Raw genomic sequence first — 21,682 nt, 5'->3', positions numbered from 1 at the left:
GTCGGTAGGCTCAGGGGGTGACGACCCTGATCCTCGCCCGGCACGGAGAGACTGTCTGGCACTCCGAGAACCGCTTCGCGGGCTCCTCCGACATCGCGCTGACCCCCCGGGGCCAGGACCAGGCGGCGACTCTGGCCGCCTGGGCCGTCGACGCCGACCTCGAGGCGGTGTACTCCTCCACCCTGGTCCGGGCCGTGCGCACCGCCGTGCCCGCCGCGCGGGCCGCCCACCTCGAGCTGCAGCCCGACCCGGCGCTGGTCGAGGTCGACTTCGGCCGCGGCGAGGGGCTGACCACCGACGAGATGGAGAAGCGCTTCCCGGACGAGTACCACGCGTGGGTCGCCGCACCGGCCATCCAGCCGATGCCCGGCGGCGAGTCCGGCCTCGACGCCGTCGCCCGCGCGAACACCTCGCTCGCCCGCATCCACCGCGAGCACCCCGACGGCCGCGTGCTCGTCGTCGCGCACGGCACGCTCATCCGCCTCCTGCTGTGCGCCTACCTCGGCATCAACCCCGAGACCTACCGGCACACCTTCCCCGTGGTGGACAACGTCTCGCTGACCACGCTGCGCTGGGACGCGACCGGCGTCGGCCTGCTCGGCTACAACGTCCCGCCCGTGCAGACGCAGCGGCGCTCCAGCTGAGCGGAGCAGCCGCCCCCGAGCGGCGCCCGGCGAGCGCGGGCTCGATCGGCCTGGTGCTCGGGTCGGTCGCCAGCGTGCAGCTCGGCGCCTCCTTCGCCGTGCTGCTCTTCCCCGCCGCGGGGCCGATCGGCACCGTGACGCTCCGGCTGGTGTTCTCGGCCGCCGTGCTGCTCCTGGTGTGCCGGCCGCGGCTGCGCGGTCACAGCCGCGGTGACTGGCTCACCGTCGCCGCCTACGGCCTCGCGCTGGGCGGGATGAACGCCTGCTACTACGAGGCCATCGCCCGGATCCCGCAGGGGGCCGCCGTCACCCTCGAGGTGCTCGGGCCGCTGACGCTCTCGGTGATCGCCGGGAGGAGCGTGCTGAGCCTGGTCTGGGCGGTGCTCGCGCTGGCCGGAGTGGTGACCCTGTCGCAGGGCGGGTTCTCGGCGCTGGACCCGGTGGGCGTCGGCTTCGCGCTGGGGGCCGCGGTGCTCTGGGCCGCGTACATCGTCTTCGCCGGCCGCACCGGCGGGCGGTTCCAGGGGATCGACGGGCTCGCGCTGGCTCTCGCGGCCGGCGCGATCGTCTCGCTCCCGTTCGGCCTCGCCTCCGCCGGACCCGCCCTGGTGGTGCCGCCGGTCCTGCTCCTCGGGCTCGCCGTGGCGGTGCTCTCCTCCGCGGTGCCCTACGCGCTGGAGCTGCTGGCGCTGCGGCGCCTGCGCTCCTCCACGTTCTCGATCCTGATGTCGCTCTCCCCCGGGGCGGCCGCGCTCTCGGGCTTCCTCGTGCTCGGCCAGCGCCTCAGCGCCGTCGAGGCGGTCGGGATCGCGCTCGTGGTCGCCGCGAGCATCGGGGCGGTGCGGACCGCGCGGACCTCCGCCTGAGCGCCAGTTCTTTTGTTAGGCTAACTATGTGCCGCAGACCGAGACCCCGCAGACCAGGACCGCGCAGACCGACCTTCCGCTGACCTCCCTCGCGGGCGAGGTGCGGGCAGCGGTCGGCCGGCTGGGGCGGCGGCTCCGGCAGGAGAAGGCCCAGCACGAGCTCAGCGATCCGCAGTTCAGCGTGCTCGCGCTCCTGCATCGCGAGGGCGCGAAGACCCTCGGCGAGCTGGCGGAGGCGGAGCGGGTCCGCCCGCCGTCCATGACCCGCACGGTCGGCTGCCTGGTCGACGAGGGGCTCGTGGAGCGCCTCGCCGACCCCGCCGACGGCCGCGTCACCCGCATCCGCCCCACCGGAGCCGGCACCGCCCTGGTGCTCGACGTGCGCCGCAGCCGCGACGCCTGGCTCGTCGCGCGCCTGCAGGAGCTCCCCCCCGAGGACCTGCGCCTGCTCCACGACGCGGCGGCGGTCCTGCGCGCGGTGGCCGACCGATGAGCGCGATGTTCCGCTCCCTCGCCGTGCCGAACTACCGCATCTGGTTCGCGGGCGCGATGGTCTCGAACATCGGCACCTGGATGCAGCGCACGGCCCAGGACTGGATCGTGATCAACGACCTGACCGACCACGACGCGACGGCGCTCGGCGTGACCATGGCGCTGCAGTTCGGACCGCAGCTCGTGATGGTCCCCTTCTCCGGCTTCATCGCCGACCGCTTCGACCGGCGCAAGCTCCTGATGGCCACCCAGGGCGCGATGGGCGCGCTCGGGCTCGGCCTGGGGCTCATCGTCGTGACCGGGGTCGTCCAGCTCTGGATGGTCTACCTCTTCGCCCTGCTGCTGGGCTTCGCCGCCGCCATCGACGCGCCTGTGCGTCAGACCTTCGTCTCGGCGCTGGTCGAGGAGCGCGACCTCACCAACGCCGTCTCGCTGAACTCCGCCTCCTTCAACTCGGCGCGGATGATCGGACCGGCCCTCGCGGGCGTGCTCATCGCCGCCGTCGGCTCCGGCTGGGTCTTCCTCCTCAACGCCGCGAGCTTCCTCGCCGTGCTGCTCTCGCTGCGGGCGCTGCACCGCGACCAGCTCCGCAGCGCACCCCGCGCCACCCGGGGCCCGGGCGCCCTGCTCGAGGGGTTCCGCTACGTGTCGAAGCGGCCGGACATCCTCGTGGTGCTCGCGATCGTGTTCCTGATCGGAACGTTCGGCCTCAACTTCCCGATCTTCGCCTCGACGATGGCGACGGTCGAGTTCGACATGGGGGCGAGCGAGTTCGGCCTGCTCTCCTCCGCCATCGCCGTCGGCTCGGTGCTGGGGGCGCTCCTCTCGGCCCGCCGCGACCGCCCGCGGCTCCGGCTCATCGTCGGCGCCTCCGCCGCCTTCGGCGTCGCGCTCGCGCTGGCCGGCGTCATGCCGACCGTCTGGGCGTTCGCGATCCTGCTCCCCTTCGTCGGCATCGCGGCGCAGACGCTGATGACCTCGGCCAACGGCTACGTGCAGCTCTCGACCGCCCCCGAGATGCGCGGCCGGGTGATGGCGCTCTACATGGCGATCTTCGTCGGCGGCACCCCGATCGGGGCCCCGCTGATCGGCTGGGTCGCGAACGCCTACGGCCCGCGCCAGGCGATGCTGGTCGGCGCCGCCTCCGGGATCGCAGCGGCCGCCATCGGCCTCGCCTTCCACCTCCGCCTGCGCCGCAGAGCCCGGCTCGCGGCGCCCGAGCAGGAGGCCGCGCCCGCCACCGGCGGAGTCGGTCTGCTGCGCCCGCGGGCCTGAGCTCCCTCAGCCGGTCCGCGCACCGGGGCGGATCCGCGGACGAGTCCACTCGACGCGTCGTCCCCGACGCGGGGCGCGGAGGCCGAGCCCCTCAGGCCTCGCGCGTGATCTCGACGCGGACGAAGAGCTTCGACGAGCGCGGGCCCGCGAACACCCCGCGCAGCGGCGCGATGTCGTTGTAGTCGCGGCCCCGGCCGACGATGACGTGGCGGTCGCCGATGTCGATCAGGTTGGTCGGGTCGTAGCCGCGCCACGCGCCTCCGCAGAACCACTCGACCCAGGCGTGCGACTCCCCCACCACGGTCTCGCCGATCTCGGCGTGCGGCTTGGGGTGCAGGTAGCCCGAGACGTAGCGCGCCGGGATGCCCACCGAGCGCAGCGCCCCGAGGACGATGTGGGTGATGTCCTGGCAGACGCCCTCGCGCGCGGTCCACGACTCGGTCGCCGTGGAGTGCACCCCCGTGACGCCCTGGCGGTAGGTCATCGCCCGGCCGATGGTCTCGGCGATCGTCAGCGCGGCCTCGCACGGCCCGGCGGCCTCGTCGGCCAGAGAGCGGGCCAGCGCCGAGAGGTCCTCCGGCGGCGCGGTGCGGTGGGTCTGCTTCGACTGCTCCACGTACTCGGTGCGCGTCTCGACCTGGTCGGACAGCTGCTCCCAGCCGGTGGGGTGGTCCGGGTGCTGCTTCGGCCGGATCTCGACGAGCGAGGTCGCCGTCAGCGAGAGCTCGCGGTGCGCGTCGAGCACGTCGAAGGACGAGACGCGGGTGCCCCAGTAGTCGGTGTAGGCGTGCACCGAGGTCACCGGTCGGATGTCGAGGTTCGAGAACAGCACCAGCTGCCCGTCGGAGGAGGCGGGGAGCATCCGCGCCTCGTTGTAGGACGCGACCACGTCTCCCGCGTAGGTGAAGCCCGTGGTGTGCCTGATGCGCAGCCTGCTCACAGCGCCTCCCCGATCCAGCTCGGCATGACGTTGGTGGGGAAGTACCGCTGGCGGATCGCCTCGGAGGCGGCCGAGGTCGCCTCCTGCACGCTGTCCATGTGCCGCGGAAGGTCCTCGAGGATGTCGGTGATCGGCCGGAACTCCAGCTCGCTGCGGATCCGCCCGAGCACGCGCTGCGCGTCGCCGGAGTGGCCGATGCGGCCGGTGCGCGGCTCGATGTCGCGCATGCACATCTCCGCCCGCGAGACCGAGAAGAGGATCGAGCGCGGGAAGAGCCGGTCCAGGAGGAGGAACTCGGCCGCGTTCCGCGCGCTCGGCACGCCCCGGTAGGTGCGCAGGTAGGCCTCGTAGGCGCCGCAGGAGCGGAGGATCGTGGTCCAGGAGGGGCCGCTCGCCTCGGTCAGCGAGCGGGTGGCGAGCAGACGGGCGGTCATGTCGGCGCGCTCGATCGAGCGGCCGAGCGTGAAGAACTGCCAGGCCTCGTCGCGCGAGGTCGCCGACTCGATGATGCCCACGGCGAGGGCGGAGCGCTCGCGCACCCAGCTGAAGAACTCCGAGACCCGCTCGCCCGAGACACGGCGCGGCATCCGGGTGCGCGTGGTGTTGAGGCACTCCCAGAGCTCGGTCGAGACGATCTCGCGAGCCCGGCGTGCGTTCTCGCGGGCCGCGCCGAGCGAGTAGGCGATCGAGGCGGGGTTCGTGCGGTCGATCGCGAGGATCGCCAGCACGTCGGCGCGGGTGATCTCGCGCATGTCGTCGGGCGGGGTCGAGCCCATCACCGACAGGAGCGAGCGGCAGGCCGTGTCCTCGTCGATCCACGGGTCCTCGAGCAGGAGCTGGAGGTGGACGTCGAGGATGCGGGCGGTGCCGTCGGACCGCTCGATGTAGCGGCCGATCCAGAACAGCGACTCGGCGATCCGGGAGAGCATCAGTCGTCCTCCCCCGCCGCGAGCGTCTGCTGCTGCTGCTGCTGGTCCTGGTCGGTGTTCGGCGCGTCCTGCGGCGAGTGGTCGGGCGTGTGGTTGAGCGGGTAGACGATCGGGATGGAGCTGGTGACCGCGGCCTGCTCGGCGACCAGCGCCTGGATGTCGCGCGCCTCGGGCTCGGCGCTGCGCGCCTCCTCGAGGCCGACCACCCAGGTGTCCTTCGATCCGCCGCCCTGCGACGAGTTGACGACGAGCTGCCCCTCCGGGAGCGCGACGCGGGTCAGCCCGCCGGGCAGCACCCAGACGTCGGTGCCGTCGTTCACGGCGAAGGGCCGCAGGTCGGCGTGCCGGGGGCGCATCCCGTCGTCGACGAGGGTGGGGATGGTGGAGAGCTGCACGACCGGCTGCGCGATCCACCCGCGCGGGTCCGCCTGGAGGCGGGAGCGCAGCTCCGCGAGCTCCTTCGCCGAGGCGGCCGGCCCCACGACCAGGCCCTTGCCGCCGGAGCCGTCGACCGGCTTCACGACGAGCTCGTCGAGGCGGTCGAGCACCTCCTCGAGGGCTCCCGGGTCCTCCAGGCGCCACGTGTCGACGTTCTTGATCACCGGCTCCTCCGAGAGGTAGTAGCGGATGAGGTCGGGGAGGTAGGTGTAGACGAGCTTGTCGTCGGCGACGCCGTTGCCGACCGCGTTGGCGATCGTCACGTTCCCGAGGCGGGCCGCGAGCATCAGCCCGGGCGAGCCGAGCATCGAGTCGGCGCGGAACTGCAGCGGATCGAGGAACTCGTCGTCCACACGGCGGTAGATCACGTCGACCCGGGTCGGGCCGGAGGTGGTGCGCATGAACACCTTCCCGCCCGTGCAGAACAGGTCGCGGCCCTCGACCAGCTCGACGCCCATGAGACGGGCCAGGAGGGTGTGCTCGAAGTAGGCGGAGTTGTAGACGCCCGGGGTGAGCACGACCACGGTCGGATCGTCGACGCCCTCGGGGGCGGAGGCGCGGAGGGCCTGCAGCAGCTTGTTCGGGTAGTCGCCGACCGGGCGCACCCGCATCGAGACGAACAGCTCGGGCAGCGTCTGCGCCATCACCCGGCGGTTCGAGATGACGTAGGAGACGCCGGAGGGCACGCGGACGTTGTCCTCGAGGACCCGCCAGCCGCCCTTCTCGTCGCGGATCAGGTCGATCCCGGACACCTGGATCCGCACGCCGTTGGCGGGGACGATGCCCGCCGCCTGCCGGTGGAAGTGGCTGGAGCTCGAGATCAGCCCGGCGGGGATCACGCCGTCGGCCACGGCGTTCTGCGGGCCGTAGACGTCGGCGAGGAAGGCCTCGAGAGCACGGACCCGCTGCTTGATACCGGTCTGCACCTCGTTCCACTCGGCGCGCTCGATGACCCGGGGGACGGCGTCGAGGGGGAACGGCCGCTCCTCCCCCGCGAAGTCGAACGTGACGCCCTGCGCGAGGTAGGAGGAGGCGAGCGCGTCGGTGCGGCCGCGCAGCTCCTCCTGGGTCATCCGCGCGAGCGAGGAGTAGATGTCGCGGTAGGCGCCGCGGACCCCGTCGGGGCCTCCGGTCGACGCCACGTCGGCGAACATCTCGTCCCAGGGGGCGGCGCCCGTGTCGGGCCGCTCGACCTTCTGGGACCCGTATCCGTCGAAGAGGTCACCCATGGCACGACTCTAGTGCGGGGCGTATTGCGGGGATGTTTCGGGCGGCGAGGGAACCCCGCACCGTCGAGGGATCCTGCTGCTGCGGGCTCTCTCGACGGTCAGGGGTTCCCTCGACGGCGGTCGGGAATACGGTGGGCCGGGCGTGGTTGAATGAGGATGTACATGCAAACGCATGGACCAGGCCCCACCGGGCCGGAGGACAGAAGGAGCGCCTGATGCAGTTCGGCATCTTCACGGTCAGCGACATCACGACCGACCCCACGACCGGACGGACCCCGTCCGAGTCCGAGAAGATCCAGGCGACCCTCGCGATCGCGCTGAAGGCGGAGGAGATCGGCCTCGACGTCTTCGCCCTGGGCGAGCACCACAACCCGCCGTTCTGGTCCTCCTCCCCCACCACCACGCTCGGCTACCTCGCGGCGAAGACGGAGCGGATCACGCTCTCCACCGCGATGGCCCTCATCACCACGAACGACCCGGTGAAGCTCGCCGAGGACTACGCGATGCTCCAGCACCTCGCCGGCGGCCGCGTCGACCTGATGCTCGGCCGCGGCAACACCGGCCCCGTCTACCCGTGGTTCGGCAAGGACATCCGCCGCGGCATCGAGCTGACGATCGAGAACTACGACCTGCTGCACCGCCTGTGGACGGAGGACTTCGTCGACTGGGAGGGCCAGTTCCGCACTCCCCTCCAGGGCTTCCAGTCGACTCCGCGCCCCCTCGACGGCGTCGCGCCGTTCGTGTGGCACGGATCGATCCGCTCCCCGCAGATCGCCGAGCAGGCCGCCTACTACGGCGACGGCTTCTTCGCGAACCACATCTTCTGGCCCGCCTCGCACACCCAGAAGATGGTGCAGCTCTACCGCCAGCGCTTCGAGCACTACGGCCACGGGACCGCCGACCAGGCGATCGTGGGCCTCGGCGGGCAGATCTTCCTGGCGAAGAACTCGCAGGACGCCGTCTCGCAGTTCCGCCCCTACTTCGACAACGCCCCCGTCTACGGCCACGGCCCCTCGCTCGAGGACTTCACGGAGCAGACCCCGCTCACGGTCGGCTCCCCGCAGCAGATCATCGACCGCACCCTCGGCTTCCGCGAGTACGTCGGCGACTACCAGCGCCAGCTCTTCCTGATGGACCACGCGGGACTCCCGCTGAAGACCGTCCTGGAGCAGATGGACATGCTCGGCGAGATCCTCCCCGCCCTGCGCGCCGGGTTCGCCGAGGGCCGCCCCTCGCACGTGCCCGACGCCCCCACCCACTCCTCCCTCGTGGCCGCGCGCGACGCGCAGCCCGCGGCCGAGCCCGTCACCGTCTAGTCAGGAGCTCTTCATGGACACCCGCAGGATCACCGTCCTCTCGGCCGGCCTCAGCCAGCCGTCCTCGACCCGGCTGCTCGCCGACCGCCTGGCCGACGCCGCCGAGTCCTCTCTCGCCGAGCAGGGCTTCGCCGTCGAGCGGAGCGTCGTGGAGCTGCGCGACCTCGCGCACGACGTCACGAACAACCTCCTCACCGGCTTCGCGAGCCCCGCTCTGCAGACCGCGCTCGACGCGGTCGCCGGCGCCGACGGACTGATCGCCGTCACGCCGATCTTCACGACCAGCTACAGCGGGCTCTTCAAGTCGTTCGTCGACGTGCTCGACACGGAGGCGCTGCGCGGCCTGCCCGTGCTGCTGGCGGCCACGGGCGGCTCCCCCCGCCACTCCCTGGCCGTCGACTACGCGATGCGGCCGCTCTTCACCTACCTGCACGCGGCGCCCCTCTCGACCACCGTGTTCGCCGCGACGGACGACTGGGGCGGCGCGACCGAGGACGGACGGGCGCTGCCCTCGCGGATCGAGCGCGCCGGACGCGAGCTGGCCGACGAGGCCGCCCGCTCCTCCCGCTCGGGCTCCGCGCCCGACCCGTGGGCGCTGGACGGCTCGTTCGAGGGGATGCTCGGCCGCCGCAGCTGAGCGACCATCGGGCGGAGCGGCCGCTCTTCTCATGGATCGGCCGATCCGTCCAGCCGAGATTCCCACCGCCGCTCCGGAATAGCCTGCCCCCGGGAGCCTGCCGCTGGCCCCCGGAAGGAGGCCTACATGGGCCCGACCAGCAAGGGGCTCCCCTCGGGGGCCCTCGACCTCTCGCAGCTCGGACGCGCGGTCCTCGACCGCCGCCGCTTCCTCGGAGCTCTCGGCGTCGCCGCCTCCGTCCCGGTCCTCTCCGGCTGCGGCTTCGCCCCGGCGGGCCCCGCGGCGAGCGCCGGCAGCGACACCCTCACCTTCACCACCTGGGGCACCGACGCCGAGCTGGCCGGCTTCCAGCGCGCGATCGACGCCTTCCAGTCGGCGAACGCGGGCGCGACCGTCACCCTCAACGCGGTGCCGTACGAGCAGATGTTCACGAACATCGACGCGCAGCTGCAGGCGGGCAACCCGCCGGACGTCTTCCGAGTGCCGTACTACACCTTCGGCAGCTACGCCGGGCGCGACCAGCTGCTGGACCTCTCGTCCTACCTCGACTCCGACGTCGCCGACCGGTTCACCGACCCGGCGTGGGCCGCCGTCCAGAGCGGAGGGAGCCCGTTCGGCGTCCCGCACCACACCGACACCTCGCTGATCCTGTACAACACGCAGGTGCTCGCCGACGCGGGCGTCACCTCGTTCCCCACCTCGCCCGAGGAGGCGTGGACCTGGGAGGAGTTCACCGAGGTCGGGCAGAAGCTGCGCGCCTCGCTCCCCGCCGAGCGCTACCCCTTCGCCTACAACTGGCAGGGCAACGGAGTCACGCGCTGGCTCAGCCTGCTCTTCCAGGCCGACGGCCGCTTCCTCACCGAGGACCTGTCCGGGCCTGCGATCGACTCCGCCGCCGGCCGTGCCGCGATCGACTTCAGCCGCAGCTTCTTCACCGACGGCCTCGTGCCGCCGAGCAGCTCGGTGCAGGCGACCACCTACGCCAGCGACCTCTGGTACTCGCAGACCACCGCGATGACCTTCGCCGGCGCGTTCCTCATCCCCGACGCCGACTCCACCCTCGACTTCGAGTGGGGTGCCACCTACTCGCCGCGCGACGTCCGCGGAGGCGGCGACTTCGGCGGCAACGCCCTCGTCGCGACCAAGGCCGCGAAGAACCCGGAGCTGGCCGCGTCCTTCCTCGCATTCGTGACGGAGGAGGAGGCGATGCGCGACTTCTGCGCCGGAGCCTCCCTCCTCCCCACGCGCCGCGACCTCACGGAGTCGGGCATCGAGTTCGCCGTGCGCCCCGAGCTCGCCGAGGTGTTCCTCGGGCAGGCGGGCACCGTCCAGGCGTCCGACTCGGCGCAGGTCGCCTCGCCCGACATGGCCGCGATCATCACGGTGCTCAAGGAGCAGCTGGAGCAGGCCTTCGTCGGCGGGCGCAGCACCGAGGACACCATCGCCGGCCTCACCTCCGGCATCGCTGCCGCGACGCAGTGAGCCGGTCGGTCCTCGCGCCGGAGGCGGTGACCGCCCGCCCCCGGCGCACCTCTCGCGCCCCCGCCCGCGAGACGGCGGCCGCCTACGCGTTCCTCGCGCCGAACCTGCTGATGCTCGGCCTGTTCGTGTTCGTCCCCCTGGGCGGTGCGTTCCTGATCGGCTTCCAGCGGACCAACGGCTTCGGCGACGGCGTCTTCGTCGGGCTCGACAACTACGCGCGCCTGCTCGGCGACGGCCTCTTCTGGCGCTCGACGCTGAACACGGCGCTGTTCACCCTGATCGTGACCCCGCTCTCGATGGCGCTGGGCCTCGGCGCGGCGGTGCTGATGAACTCCGTGCTGCCCGCGCGGCCGGTGTTCCGCAGCATCCTCATCCTGCCGATGGCGGTCTCCGGCGTGGCGACGGCGCTGATGGGCGTGCTGATCTTCGACGAGAACAGCGGCGTGCTCGACGGCATGCTGCAGACCATCGGCCTCCCCCGCATCGCCTGGCAGTCGGGCGGAGCGGCGGCCTTCGCCTCCGTGGTGCTGGTCACCCTGTGGTGGCGCACCGGCTTCAACATGCTGATCTACCTGGCGGGGCTGCAGGGGGTGAACCCGGCGCTCTACGAGGCGGCCCGGCTCGACGGAGCGAACGCGTGGCAGCAGTTCCGACACGTGACACTGCCGCTGGTCGGCCCGTCGTCGTTCTTCCTGCTCATCCTCAACGTCATCTACTCGTTCCAGGTGTTCGACATCGTCTTCGTGCTCACCGGCGGCGGGCCGCAGAACGCGACCTCGGTGCTCGTGACCTACGCCTACGACACCGGGTTCGTCACCCGCGACCAGGGCTACGCCGCGGCCATCGGCATCGTGCTGCTGATCCTGACCATGGTCTTCACCGCGGTGCAGTGGCGCACCAACCGCTCGAGGGACCTCGTCGAATGATCCGCACCTCGCGCACGGCGCGCCTGCTCCGCCTCGCCCTCGCCCTCGGCGTCTCGGTCGTCATCGTCTTCCCGCTGTACTGGATGGTCGTCGTCGCGTTGTCCTCGCGGTCCGAGCTGCTCGGCGGCACCCTCCGCCTCTGGCCGCGCGAGCTGACGCTGGTGAACTTCGAGCGCGTGTTCTCGTCGTTCCCGGTGGCGACCTGGTTCGGCAACTCCCTCGCGATCAGCCTCGTCACCGCGCTGATCACCGTGACGATCAACCTGCTCGGCGGCTACGCCTTCGCGCAGCTGCGGTTCCGCGGATCCGGCGTGCTCTTCCTCCTGGCCCTGTCGACACTCACTCTGCCCGTGCAGGTGATCATGGTGGCGCTGTTCCGACTCGTCACCGACCTCGGGCTCTACGGGAGCTACTGGGCGGTGATCCTGCCGACGGCGGCCTCGGCGTTCGGGCTGTTCCTGGCGCGGCAGTTCATCCTCGCGATCCCGCGGGACCTCATCGAGGCGGCCCGGATCGACGGCGCCGGCCACTTCCGCGTGTTCACGGCCATCGTGCTCCCCCTCTCGAAGCCGCTGATCGCCGTGCTCTTCTTCATGTCGCTGCTCGGCTCCTGGAACGACTTCGCCTGGCCGCTCATCGCCCTGAAGGAGAACGCGCTCTTCACGCTCCCGATCGGCCTGCTCTTCCTCCAGGGGCAGTTCGGCAGCGACTACGGAGCGACCATGGCGTTCGCCCTGGTGAACGTCGTGCCGATGGTGGTGCTGTTCCTGGTGTTCCAGCGCTACTTCGTGCAGGGCTTCGCGCGCAGCGGCCTCCGCTGACTCCGCGGCGGGGGGTGCGGATCGGTGCGCTGAGCGGCCATTCGTCCCCCCGTCCGGGGCCCGGAGTGTCAATCCCCCCGTTCCGCCGACCCGGCCGGCGCCGCCCAGGGGTACGGTCGTCCCAGGCGCCCATCTCGTGCGCTCCTGAGGGCACCGTTCGAGCGGAAGGCGGGATCGCCATGAGTACCGTCGCCGCGAACGCCGCCCAGCAGAAGGTGGCCGGCCGCTACTACCTGATCGAGCGGATCGGCTCCGGCGGGATGGGCTCGGTCTACCGGGCCCGCGACGAGACCGTCCAGCGCGAGGTCGCCGTGAAGGTCTTCCGCGCGGAGGCCTCGAACCCCGAGGACGTGGCCCGCCAGGAGCGCGAGGTGCGGATGCTGAGCTCCTTCGCCCACCCCGGCATCGTCAACCTCTTCGACGCGGGGCTGCACAACTTCGGCGGCGAGGTCCGCCGCTACGTCGTGATGGAGCTCGTCGCCGACCCCACGATGGAGGCGCGGCTCGAGGCCGGCCCCCTCCCGGCGGCGGAGGTCGCGGCGATCGGCACGCAGCTCGCGGAGGCCCTGGCCTACCTGCACGAGCGCGGTGTCGTGCACCGCGACGTGAAGCCCGCGAACATCCTGGTCAGCGAGGTCGCCTCCAGCGGCTACGCCCGCACCGCCAAGCTCACCGACTTCGGCGTGGCCCACTTCATGGACGGCTCCCGCCTCACCAGCGACGGCGTGGTGATCGGCACCGCGAGCTTCGTCAGCCCGGAGCAGGTCGCGGGCGAGCCGATCAGCGGGGCGAGCGACGTCTTCTCCCTCGGCCTGGTCCTCCTCGAGGCGATCACCGGCCACCGCGAGTACTCGGGCACCGTCCTCGAGGCGGCGATCGCGCGGCTCCACCGCAGCCCCTCCGTGCCCGACTCCCTGCCGGCGGAGTGGCGGGCGCTGCTGACCTCGATGACGCAGCGGGACCCGGAGAAGCGGCCGACCGCCGACGAGGCCGCGCACCGCCTCCGGGGCGGGATGGCCGCGGGCTCGGCTGCAGCCGTGCCGATCGCGCCGGACTCGCGCGCGGCACGGATCCGGCGCTCCGTGATCATCGGCTCGAGCGTGGTCGGCGTCGGCGCGATCGCGGCGCTGTCGTGGATGCTCGGAGCGCTCGCCGGTCGCTGACCGACCGGGCGCGGGGCCCTAGGCCTCGCCGGGGAACGCGGGACGGAGCACGATCCGGGTCCAGGCGCCCACGTAGATCCGGTCGCCCTCCTCGACCTCACGGCGCTGACCGGCGGCGATCGGCGACTGCGGGAGCGGCGCCCCGGCCGGTGCGAGATACGTGCCGTTCGCCGACTGCAGATCCTCGACCCACCAGCGGTACCCGTCGGTGCTCAGCTGGCAGTGGCGACGCGAGACTCCGGAGTCGGAGCCGCAGTCGACCTGCGGCGCGATGCCGCGGGAGACGGACGGGCGGCCGACGAGCAGGGTGCGCTCGCGGAGGACGACGGTCGCGGGCGGGCCCGGCGAGGGCATCGGGTCGTCGGCGCGCTGCTCGGCGTACCACTCCGGGTCGACCCAGAGCTCGGCGATCCACGGGCGGTCCGGGTCCGCGGAGGCGGCGGCGGGCCGGGCGGAGCCGGTGGCCGGTGAGGACGCGGCCTCCTCCTCCGGTGCTGAGGCGCCGGGGGCCGCTCCGGGCGCTGCGGCCTCCGGTGCTGCCGCCTCCGGGATCACCTCGGTCACCGGAGCAGCGGGCGGCGCGGTCGCGACGGGGGTGTCGAAGCCGGCCTCCTGCTCCGGGACCAGCTCGGTCGGAGCCGCGGGATCGGCCTGCGGCGCGGGCGCCTCGCCCAGGTGCTGGGCCGGGTCCCCCGACGGCGTCGCGGAGCCGCCGACCTCACCCGGAGCGCGCACGGTGCCGGAGGAGGTGAACGGATCCGCCTCGGGGAGGGAGCCGGTCGTGAAGTCGTAGCCGCAGTTCTCGCAGAACAGGGCGCCGGCCTCGTTCGGGAACGAGCAGTGCGGGCAGACCGAGGGGCCGGTCGGGATCGCCGTGGTCGGCGCGGCAGGAGCGGGCGACGGGGCCGCGGCGGCACCGATGGGCGCCCCGCAGACGTCGCAGTAGTCACCGGACCGGGAGGTGTGCCCCTCGGGGCAGCGGAAGCTCACTTGCGCACCCGCGTGGTCTTGGTCGATGCGGTGTCCAGCGCCATCTCGTCGAGGCGGTCGACGCCGCGCTTGAGCCGCACAGTGCCCTCGTTCGGGTTGTCGATCTCGACGACCTTCCGCAGCTTCGCGGTCGCCTCGTCGTTCCCGGTGACGGAGGCGAGCTGCACCGCCCGCCCGAGCTTGACCGTGGCGGTCGCCTCGTCCCCCCGGGCCTTGGCCGCGAGCCCGTCCTGGATCGCCGAGGCGAGCTCGGTCTGACCCGTGTAGTGGGCGACGGCCGGATCGATGCGGGCGGTCAGGGCGGAGTCGTCCGTCCAGCGCGCCTTCACCAGGGCGGAGGCGACCACCTCGTCGCGCACGCTGAGCTGCACCCTCGCGGCGAGCTGCTCCGAGCCGACCGGCTTCGAGGCGACCCGGACCGCCACGTGGTACTCCCGCGACTCGTCGCCCCAGGCGCCGGTCGGGTAGGCGCCGGTGAGCGGGTTCACGGCGTTCCGCCGGGAGCTGAGGTCCTCGAGGTTCGGCGCGACCTGGCGGACGAAGAGCAGCTGCGCGCCCTGCGGAGTCCAGACGCGGAGCTCGCCGTTCGCGACTCCCCGGCCCATCGACGCCCGCATCAGCGACTCGAAGTCGGCGGCCATGTCGGCCGGGTTCGCGATCAGGCCCACGGTGCCCAGCAGGGCGCTCGCGATGGTGCGCGCCTCCTCGACGATCCAGCGGGAGCCGACGCCGCGCACGTCGCACTGGAAGTCGCCCGACGCCGCGCGGATCGCCGCGTCCAGCTGCATCCGCGACTCGTGCTCGTTCTTGCCGTCGGTGAGGAGGATCGCGTGCCGCTGCGTCGCCTCCGGCACGGTGGCGAACAGCTGGCGGGCGAGGGTCAGCCAGGTGCCCATCGCGGTGCCGCCGTCGGCCTGGAGGTAGCCGATCGCCTCCTTCGCCGCGGCGCGCGCGCCCGGCTCCATCCGCACCATCGAGACGGTGGCGTTGGGGTACGGGAAGGCGCGGTCGGCGCGCTCGGATCCGGCCACGACGGCGAAGAAGGTGCCGTCGAGGATCTGGTCGACGGCCACGGCGGCGGCGCGCTTGGCGGCCGTCATGTTCTCACCGGTCATCGATCCGGAGCAGTCCACGATGATGATCTCGGCCGCGGCTCCATCGGACCCGGCGACCCCCGTGCCGGACGCGGTCACCGTGACGATGGCGTGCACGTCGGTGGCGCCGTCCGAGAGGAACTCGTTCTGGAAAACACTCGCGCTGAACTCCGCCATTCCGGCAGTTTACGGGGACGCCCGGCCCGAGCGGCCCTCCATCGCCGAGGATCGGCCGGGCATCGCGGCCGGACGCCTGCGCGACAGCTGTCGGGACGAGCGGAGGCGGATCGACCGCCGCCGGAGCGCCCCCGTCAAGCCCGCCGCCGCCGGACGCCGCCGGTGCCAGGGTGGAGCCGTGCCTCCCTGGATCCTCGCCCTCGCCAGCGGCGCCATCGGCGGCGCCACCCTCCTGATCGGCGCCGCGCTCGCCTGGTTCGTGCGCGTGCCCCCGAAGCTCACCGCCGCGATCTCGGCGTTCGGAGCAGGGGTGCTGATCTCGGCGCTCGCCTACGAGCTCGTGCAGGAGGCGGCGGACGACGGCGGACTGCTCCCGACGATTCTGGGGACGCTCGCGGGAGCCGTCGTCTTCGTCGGGGCCGACGCGCTGCTCACCCGCGCCGGCGCGGGGAACCGCAAGAGCGCGAAGGGGTCGGGCGGAGGAGGCGGCGCGGCGATCGCGGCGGGAGCGCTCATCGACGGCGTCCCCGAATCGATCGTGCTCGGCCTCTCGGTCGCCCAGGGCGGTGCGGGAGCGGCGATCAGCGTGCCCATCGTCGCCGCGGTCGCGATCTCGAACCTCCCCGAGGGTCTGTCCTCCACGGTCGGGATGAAGGCCGACGGCCGCTCCGCCCGCTACGTCTTCACCGTCTGGGGCGGGATCGCCGCGATCTCGGCCGCCGCGGCGCTGGTCGGCTTCCTGGTCTTCGCCACCGCACCGGGCGCGGTCGTGGCCTTCGTGACGACCGTCGCCGCCGGCGCGATCCTCGCCATGATCTCCAACACGATGATCCCCGAGGCGTTCGACCGCGACGACGTGCTCACCGGGCTGTACGCCGTGCTGGGATTCGTGACGGCGTTCGCGCTGCATGCGGCGTCGTCGTGAGCGCCACTCCCCGCGCGGACGAACGGGGGGATGTGCGATGTGCAGGGGATCCGGAGGCATCTCGGCCCCTCCGGCGGAGGAGAGCGCTCCCGGGTGAGGATCCCCTGCAGATCGCACACCCGGGTGATCGAGCAGGGCGGAGTCAGCCGCTGAAGGCGGTGAGAGCGTCGTCGAGGATGCCGAGGCCGCGGGCGACCTCGGCAGGGGTGATGACGGCCGGCGGGACCACGTGGATCCGGTTGTCGGCGGTGAAGGGCAGGAGGCCGCGGGACAGCAGGTCGGCCTTGAGGCGGGCGACGGAGGCCGCAGGCAGCGGGGTGCGTGCGGCCCGGTCGGTCACGAGCTCGAGCGCCCAGAACACTCCGGAGCCGCGGACCTCGCCGATCAGGTCGTGCTTCGCCTCGAGCGCCGCCAGGCCCGGGGCCAGGTGCTCCGAGCCGATGGTGCGCGCGTTGTCGACGATCCCCTCCTCCTCCATCGCCTCGAGCGTCGCGACGACGCTGGCCGCGGCGAGCGGATGGCCGGAGTAGGTGAGACCGCCGGGAAAGACGCGCTCGTCGAAGTGGTGGGCGATCGGGTCCGAGATGACGACGCCGCCGATCGGGACGTAGCCGGAGTTGACGCCCTTGGCGAAGGTGATCAGGTCGGGACGCACGTCGAAGGCGTCGAAGGCGAACCACTCCCCCGTGCGGCCGAAGCCCGCCATGACCTCGTCGAGGATCAGCTGGATGCCGTAGCGGTCGGCGATCTCGCGCACCCCCGCGAGGTAGCCGGGCGGCGGGGTGAGCACACCGGCGGTGCCGGGGATGGTCTCGAGGAGGAACGCGGCGATCGACTCCGGCCCCTCCGCCTGGACGACGCGCTCGAGGTGGTGGAGGGCGCGCTCGCACTCCTGCTCGAGCGTCTCGGCCCAGAACTCGCTGCGGTACAGGTACGGCCCGAAGGCGTGCACGTGCCCGCGGGAGTACTCGTTGGGGATGCGGCGCCAGTCGCCCGTCGAGACGATCGCCGCTCCCGTGTTGCCGTGGTACGAGCGGTACAGCGAGACGACCTTGTCGCGGCCGGTGAACAGCCGCGCCATGCGGATCGCGTTCTCGTTCGCGTCCGCGCCGCCGTTGGTGAAGAACACCTTCTCCATGCCCTCGGGCGCCCGCTCGGTGATCAGGCGGGCCGCCTCGGCGCGGGTCTCGTTCGCGTAGGCGGGACCGACGGTGGTGAGGACGCCCGCCTGCTCCTGGATCGCGGCGACGACCTTCGGGTGCTGGTAGCCGATGGTGACGTTCACGAGCTGGCTCGAGAAGTCGAGGTAGCGGGTGCCGTCGACGTCCCAGACCTCGGCGCCGAGGCCGCCCGCGATCGGCAGCGGGTTCAGCGCACCCTGCGCCGACCAGGAGTGGAACACGCGGGACCGGTCGGCGGCGGTGACCGAGGCGTTGTCGCGGACGGTGGGGGCGGTCGAGGACGTCATGCTCCCCATCGTGCCGCGCCCGCCTCAGGAGTGGGCGTGCGGATCCGTCGATCCGCGGACCCTACGATGGACGGAACGTCGAAGGGAGCCGCGCATGCCCGCGACCGTCCGCGATCTGCTGGCCGAACCGGCCTTCCGCCTCCGCGTGCTCGCCGGTGTCCACGACGAGGCCGACCTCGACGCCCCTCTGGTCTGGGCGCACTCCTCGGACCTCGTCGATCCGACGCCCTGGCTCGAGTCGGGGCAGCTGCTGCTGACCGACGGCGTCCACTTCACCGGGCACGACACCGCCGAGTTCTCGGAGGAGTACGTCGCCCGGCTGCGCGGCCGCGGCATCCGCGCGCTCGGCTTCGCCACCCGCATCGTGCACGACGAGGTGCCTGCCGCTCTCGTCGCGGCGTGCGAGCGCCAGGGCCTGCCGCTGCTGGAGGTGGCCGAGCTCACCCCGTTCATGGGGATCATCCGCTTCGTCGCCGACGTCATCTCGCGGGAGCAGCGCGAGCGGCTCGAGTGGTCGCTCGAGGCGCAGCGGCGGGTCGCCCGCGCGGCGCTGCGGCCGGACGGGCTCGCGGCGATCCTCACCGAGCTGGAGCGGCAGCTGGACTGCTGGGTCGCCCTCTACGACGCGGCCGGGCAGAGGGTGCATCTGCCCACCCGGCTCGACGTGCCGGCGGAGGAGGCGGTGGCCGCGGCCGCGAGGCACGCGCTGACCCGCGGCAGCCGAGCGGGGCTCCGGCTCGACGACGGCGGCGGAGTGACGCTGCAGACGATCGGGCGCCGCGACCACCTGCGCGGGGTGCTCGCCGTGGGCACGGGCACGCCGCTGGACCCGGCGGGCAGCGACCTGGTGGCGAGCGTCATCGCCCTGGCCAGCATCGCGCTGGAGCAGCGGCGGGCGCTCGACTCCTCCCGTCGCCAGCTGCGCTCCGGACTGCTCGAGCTGCTGGCCGCAGGAGCCTTCGACGTCGCCGAGAGCACCGCACGGCGCCTGGGGAGCCCGCTGCCCGCCGAGCCCGTGCGGGTGGTCGTGCTGAGCGCGCCCGTGCACGGCGACTCGCTCCTCGACGAGCTGGAGGTGATCGCGGAGGAGGACGGCGCGCGCCTGTTCTTCGCCGAGAGGGACGGCTCGCTCGTCGCCGTGGCCGCCGCCGACGGACTCGAGCCGCTGACCGCCGTGCTGAAGCGGCACGGCGCGAGCGCCGGCGCCTCCGCCCCGATCGGCTGGTCCGACCTGGACCGGGGCCTCGAGGAGGCGCGGCGCGCCGCCGAGCGGACGGGAGACGGGACGGTGGTCCGCTTCGAGGACGTCGCCGCAGAGGGGATGATCGGGCTCCTCGCCGCCGCCGGAGCCGCACCGCTCGCCCGCCGGATGCTCGCACCGCTGCTGACCCCGGAGGGAGCCGTGCTGCTGGAGAGCGCTCGCGTCTGGCTCCGCCGCAACGGCGCCTGGGAGCCCGCCGCCCGCGACCTCGGCGTGCACCGGCACACCCTCCGCAACCGCATCACCGCCGTCGAGCGCGCCCTCGGCCTCGACCTCGACGACGTCTCCGCCCGCACCGAGCTCTGGACGGCGCTGCGGCTCCACTCATAGCCGCTCTCCTCCTGCGTCGTCGATCGGCCGCAGTCGGCTCGGGCAGGTGGCCGCGCCGGGAGGAGCGGGTCGCGTCCCGCGCACGACGATCCGCTCCCACGCGGATCGCCGGTTGCGCTATGCGCCGCTGAGCCTCTCTCCTCCTGGCGTCGTCGATCGGCCGCGGTCGGCCGGAGAGGGTGGCCGCGCTGGGAAGGGCGGGTCGCGTCCCGCGCACGACGATCCGCTCCCACGCGGATCGCCGTGCGCGGAACGTTCGACGCTCTCGAGAACGGAACCACCCTCCCACGCCGACCGCGGGCGATCGACGACGAAGGAGGAGAGAGCCGCACCAGCACCGCGGAGCGCAACCGGCGATCCGCGTTCCAGCGGATCGCCGTGCGCGGAACGTTCGACGCTCTCGAGAACGGAACCACCCTCCCACGCCGACTGCGGGCGATCGACGACGAAGGAGGAGAGAGCCGCACCAGCACCGCGACCGCGGGCGATCGACGACGAAGGAGGAGAGAGCCGCACCAGCACCGCGGAGCGCAACCGGCGATCCGCGTTCCAGCGGATCGTCGTGCGCGGAACGTTCGACGCTCTCGAGAACGGAACCACCCTCCCCAGCCGACCGCGGGCGATCGACGACGTCAGGAGGAGAGAGCCTATGAATGCTGCGGGAACCCCAGGTTGATGCCGCCGTGGGAGGGGTCGAGCCAGCGGCTGGTGATGGCCTTCTGCTGGGTGAAGAAGCGGACTCCCTCGGCGCCGTGGGCCTTGGTGTCGCCGAACAGGGACGCCTTCCAGCCGCCGAACGAGAACGTGGCGACGGGGACGGGGATGGGGACGTTGATGCCGATCATCCCGACCTCGACCTCGTTCTGGAAGCGGCGGGCCGCTCCTCCGTCGTTGGTGAAGATGGCGGTGCCGTTGCCGAAGGCGCCGTTGTTGATCAGCGCGACGCCCTCCTCGTAGGAGGCGACGCGGACGATGGAGAGCACCGGTCCGAAGATCTCCTCCGTGTACGCGCGGGAGGTCGTGGGGACCTTGTCGAGCAGGGTCGGGCCGAGCCAGAACCCGTTCGCGTCCCCGTCGACCTCGATGCCGCGGCCGTCGATGACGACCTCCGCGCCGTCCTCCTCCGCGATCGCGATGTAGGAGGCGACCTTGTCGCGGTGCGCCTCGGTGATCAGCGGGCCCATGTCGCAGCCGCGACGCCCGTCGCCGGTGCGCAGGGTCGCGGCGCGCTCCTGGATCTTCGCGATCAGCTCGTCGGCGACGGGCTCGACCGCGACGACGACCGAGATCGCCATGCACCGCTCGCCCGCCGAGCCGAAGCCCGCGTTGATCGCGGAGTCGGCGACGAGGTCGAGATCCGCGTCGGGGAGGACGAGCATGTGGTTCTTCGCGCCTCCCAGCGCCTGCACCCGCTTGCCGTGCCTGGTGCCGGTCTCGTAGACGTACTGCGCGATCGGCGTGGAGCCGACGAAGGAGATCGAGCGCACGTCGGGGTGCTCGAGCAGCCCGTCGACGGCCTGCTTGTCGCCGTTGAGCACCGTGAAGACGCCGTCGGGAAGGCCTGCCTCCTTCCAGAGGGCGCCGAGCCAGATCGCCGGGGACGGGTCCTTCTCGGAGGGCTTCACCACGACGGTGTTGCCGGCGGCGATGGCGATGGGGAAGAACCACATCGGCACCATCGCGGGGAAGTTGAAGGGGCTGATGATGCCCACGACCCCCAACGGCTGCTTGGTCGAGTAGACGTCGACGCCGGTCGAGACCTGCTCGGAGTACTCGCCCTTGAGGTGGTGCGCGAGCCCGGTCGCGAACTCGACGACCTCCTGGCCGCGCGTGATCTCGCCGAGCGCGTCCGAGACGACCTTGCCGTGCTCCGACGTGATCAGCTCGGCGAGCTCCTGCTTCTTCGACTCGAGCAGCTCGCGGAAGCGGAAGACGATCTGCTGCCGCTTCGCGAGCGACGTGTCGCGCCAGGCGGGGAAGGCGGCCTTCGCGGAGGCGACGGCGGCGTCCACCTCGGCGGAGTCGGCGAGCGCGACCTCCTTGGTCGCGACTCCCAGCGCCGGGTCGTACACGGGAGCAGTGCGGCCGGACGAAGAGGCCGAGGGGGCCCCGTCGATCCAGTGGCCGACGACGGACAGGGCGGTGGCGGGCTCGGCGATGCTCATGGCGACGACTGTAGGGGCGGGACCACGGCCGCGGGGGTGCCGATCCGTCCAGCGGCGGAGGGCTGCTCTGGACGGATCGGCACCCCCGCGGCCGTGGTCCCGCCCCTACAGTCG

19 protein-coding genes are annotated in these 21,682 nt (G+C 72.6%); 12 read left to right on the top strand and 7 right to left on the bottom strand.

What is annotated here, in order from left to right; all coding sequences use genetic code 11:
• The first annotated feature begins 17 nt into the window (after positions 1-17).
• Genes C5D44_RS16005 through C5D44_RS15990 form a run of 4 tightly spaced genes read left to right on the top strand, consistent with a single transcriptional unit; the run spans position 18 to position 3,277 of the window.
• A complete protein-coding gene (locus C5D44_RS16005; RefSeq protein WP_104223854.1) occupies positions 18-644 on the top strand; it encodes a histidine phosphatase family protein in 627 nt (208 codons plus the stop codon).
• Positions 645-697: 53 nt separating this feature from the next.
• On the top strand, positions 698-1,510 hold the full coding sequence (locus C5D44_RS16000; protein WP_258065236.1) for a DMT family transporter: 813 nt from the start codon (positions 698-700) through the stop codon (positions 1,508-1,510).
• Positions 1,511-1,538: 28 nt separating this feature from the next.
• Entirely contained in the window at positions 1,539-2,003 is a 465-nt protein-coding gene (locus C5D44_RS15995; protein WP_258068016.1) for a MarR family winged helix-turn-helix transcriptional regulator, read from the top strand.
• The gene (locus C5D44_RS15990) at positions 2,000-3,277 is read left to right on the top strand and encodes an MFS transporter (protein ID WP_104282241.1); all 1,278 of its coding nucleotides are present in this window, start codon (positions 2,000-2,002) and stop codon (positions 3,275-3,277) included. Before C5D44_RS15995 ends, C5D44_RS15990 begins: the two co-directional genes overlap by 4 nt.
• Positions 3,278-3,368: 91 nt before the next feature.
• Here C5D44_RS15990 and C5D44_RS15985 read toward each other — a convergent pair whose 3' ends face one another.
• Genes C5D44_RS15985 through C5D44_RS15975 form a run of 3 tightly spaced genes read right to left on the bottom strand, consistent with a single transcriptional unit; the run spans position 3,369 to position 6,813 of the window.
• Positions 3,369-4,217 (bottom strand): transglutaminase family protein, encoded by an 849-nt coding sequence (locus tag C5D44_RS15985; RefSeq protein ID WP_104282240.1) that lies wholly within the window; start codon positions 4,215-4,217, stop codon positions 3,369-3,371.
• The gene (locus C5D44_RS15980; RefSeq protein ID WP_104276890.1) at positions 4,214-5,146 is read right to left on the bottom strand and encodes an alpha-E domain-containing protein; all 933 of its coding nucleotides are present in this window, start codon (positions 5,144-5,146) and stop codon (positions 4,214-4,216) included. Before C5D44_RS15980 ends, C5D44_RS15985 begins: the two co-directional genes overlap by 4 nt.
• Positions 5,146-6,813: a circularly permuted type 2 ATP-grasp protein gene (locus C5D44_RS15975; protein WP_104282239.1), complete on the bottom strand. Its 1,668-nt coding sequence runs from the start codon at positions 6,811-6,813 to the stop codon at positions 5,146-5,148. Before C5D44_RS15975 ends, C5D44_RS15980 begins: the two co-directional genes overlap by 1 nt.
• A 215-nt stretch (positions 6,814-7,028) precedes the next feature.
• On the opposite strand from C5D44_RS15975, the gene C5D44_RS15970 reads away from it, so the two are divergent.
• The 6 genes from C5D44_RS15970 to C5D44_RS15945 all read left to right on the top strand — a co-directional run bounded on the left by C5D44_RS15970 (position 7,029) and on the right by C5D44_RS15945 (position 13,158).
• Positions 7,029-8,129, top strand: coding sequence for an LLM class flavin-dependent oxidoreductase (locus C5D44_RS15970; protein WP_104276888.1), 1,101 nt, complete (start codon positions 7,029-7,031; stop codon positions 8,127-8,129).
• A 13-nt stretch (positions 8,130-8,142) separates the two neighbouring features.
• A complete protein-coding gene (locus C5D44_RS15965) occupies positions 8,143-8,766 on the top strand; it encodes an FMN reductase (protein WP_104276887.1) in 624 nt (207 codons plus the stop codon).
• A gap of 126 nt (positions 8,767-8,892) precedes the next feature.
• A complete protein-coding gene (locus C5D44_RS15960; protein WP_104282238.1) occupies positions 8,893-10,248 on the top strand; it encodes a sugar ABC transporter substrate-binding protein in 1,356 nt (451 codons plus the stop codon).
• Between the two features lie 26 nt (positions 10,249-10,274).
• Entirely contained in the window at positions 10,275-11,174 is a 900-nt protein-coding gene (locus tag C5D44_RS15955; RefSeq protein WP_258065239.1) for a carbohydrate ABC transporter permease, read from the top strand.
• Positions 11,171-11,995 carry a carbohydrate ABC transporter permease gene (locus C5D44_RS15950; RefSeq protein WP_104282237.1) on the top strand — a complete coding sequence of 275 codons (825 nt, stop codon included), beginning with the start codon at positions 11,171-11,173 and terminating at the stop codon, positions 11,993-11,995. The genes C5D44_RS15955 and C5D44_RS15950 overlap by 4 nt, the downstream gene beginning before the upstream one ends.
• Before the next feature lie 179 nt (positions 11,996-12,174).
• Entirely contained in the window at positions 12,175-13,158 is a 984-nt protein-coding gene (locus C5D44_RS15945; RefSeq protein WP_104282236.1) for a serine/threonine-protein kinase, read from the top strand.
• Between the two features lie 18 nt (positions 13,159-13,176).
• Here C5D44_RS15945 and C5D44_RS15940 read toward each other — a convergent pair whose 3' ends face one another.
• Together C5D44_RS15940 and C5D44_RS15935 are read right to left on the bottom strand one after the other, a co-directional pair.
• Positions 13,177-14,148 carry an FHA domain-containing protein gene (locus C5D44_RS15940; RefSeq protein WP_104282235.1) on the bottom strand — a complete coding sequence of 324 codons (972 nt, stop codon included), beginning with the start codon at positions 14,146-14,148 and terminating at the stop codon, positions 13,177-13,179.
• Positions 14,145-15,419 carry a VWA domain-containing protein gene (locus C5D44_RS15935; RefSeq protein WP_104238603.1) on the bottom strand — a complete coding sequence of 425 codons (1,275 nt, stop codon included), beginning with the start codon at positions 15,417-15,419 and terminating at the stop codon, positions 14,145-14,147. The genes C5D44_RS15940 and C5D44_RS15935 overlap by 4 nt, the downstream gene beginning before the upstream one ends.
• A 178-nt stretch (positions 15,420-15,597) precedes the next feature.
• Here C5D44_RS15935 and C5D44_RS15930 point away from each other — a divergent pair, with 178 nt between their 5' ends.
• A complete protein-coding gene (locus tag C5D44_RS15930) occupies positions 15,598-16,344 on the top strand; it encodes a ZIP family metal transporter (RefSeq protein WP_104282234.1) in 747 nt (248 codons plus the stop codon).
• A gap of 142 nt (positions 16,345-16,486) precedes the next feature.
• Here C5D44_RS15930 and C5D44_RS15925 read toward each other — a convergent pair whose 3' ends face one another.
• Positions 16,487-17,812, bottom strand: a complete 1,326-nt coding sequence (locus C5D44_RS15925; protein ID WP_104282233.1) for an aspartate aminotransferase family protein — start codon at positions 17,810-17,812, stop codon at positions 16,487-16,489.
• 94 nt (positions 17,813-17,906) lie between these two features.
• Here C5D44_RS15925 and C5D44_RS15920 point away from each other — a divergent pair, with 94 nt between their 5' ends.
• Complete coding sequence (locus C5D44_RS15920; RefSeq protein ID WP_181118538.1) at positions 17,907-19,403, top strand: PucR family transcriptional regulator; 1,497 nt, start codon at positions 17,907-17,909, stop codon at positions 19,401-19,403.
• A gap of 647 nt (positions 19,404-20,050) precedes the next feature.
• On the opposite strand, the gene C5D44_RS15915 is transcribed toward C5D44_RS15920, so the two are convergent.
• The gene (locus tag C5D44_RS15915; RefSeq protein WP_104282231.1) at positions 20,051-21,568 is read right to left on the bottom strand and encodes a CoA-acylating methylmalonate-semialdehyde dehydrogenase; all 1,518 of its coding nucleotides are present in this window, start codon (positions 21,566-21,568) and stop codon (positions 20,051-20,053) included.
• Positions 21,569-21,682 lie beyond the last annotated feature (114 nt).

Source organism: Rathayibacter sp. AY1B5 (assembly GCF_002932795.1).
Taxonomy (GTDB): domain Bacteria; phylum Actinomycetota; class Actinomycetes; order Actinomycetales; family Microbacteriaceae; genus Rathayibacter.
This window is presented reverse-complemented; position numbering and strand designations above follow the sequence as displayed.

Bases quoted from the DNA above. Each gene is read 5' to 3' on its own strand.
- C5D44_RS15990 (WP_104282241.1), top strand. From the start codon at position 2,000: ATGAGCGCGATGTTCCGCTCCCTCGCCGTGCCGAACTACCGCATCTGG.
- C5D44_RS15980 (WP_104276890.1), bottom strand. From the start codon at position 5,146: ATGCTCTCCCGGATCGCCGAGTCGCTGTTCTGGATCGGCCGCTACATC.
- C5D44_RS15975 (WP_104282239.1), bottom strand. From the start codon at position 6,813: ATGGGTGACCTCTTCGACGGATACGGGTCCCAGAAGGTCGAGCGGCCC.
- C5D44_RS15970 (WP_104276888.1), top strand. From the start codon at position 7,029: ATGCAGTTCGGCATCTTCACGGTCAGCGACATCACGACCGACCCCACG.
- C5D44_RS15965 (WP_104276887.1), top strand. From the start codon at position 8,143: ATGGACACCCGCAGGATCACCGTCCTCTCGGCCGGCCTCAGCCAGCCG.
- C5D44_RS15960 (WP_104282238.1), top strand. From the start codon at position 8,893: ATGGGCCCGACCAGCAAGGGGCTCCCCTCGGGGGCCCTCGACCTCTCG.
- C5D44_RS15950 (WP_104282237.1), top strand. From the start codon at position 11,171: ATGATCCGCACCTCGCGCACGGCGCGCCTGCTCCGCCTCGCCCTCGCC.
- C5D44_RS15945 (WP_104282236.1), top strand. From the start codon at position 12,175: ATGAGTACCGTCGCCGCGAACGCCGCCCAGCAGAAGGTGGCCGGCCGC.
- C5D44_RS15935 (WP_104238603.1), bottom strand. From the start codon at position 15,419: ATGGCGGAGTTCAGCGCGAGTGTTTTCCAGAACGAGTTCCTCTCGGAC.
- C5D44_RS15925 (WP_104282233.1), bottom strand. From the start codon at position 17,812: ATGACGTCCTCGACCGCCCCCACCGTCCGCGACAACGCCTCGGTCACC.
- C5D44_RS15920 (WP_181118538.1), top strand. From the start codon at position 17,907: ATGCCCGCGACCGTCCGCGATCTGCTGGCCGAACCGGCCTTCCGCCTC.
- C5D44_RS15915 (WP_104282231.1), bottom strand. From the start codon at position 21,568: ATGAGCATCGCCGAGCCCGCCACCGCCCTGTCCGTCGTCGGCCACTGG.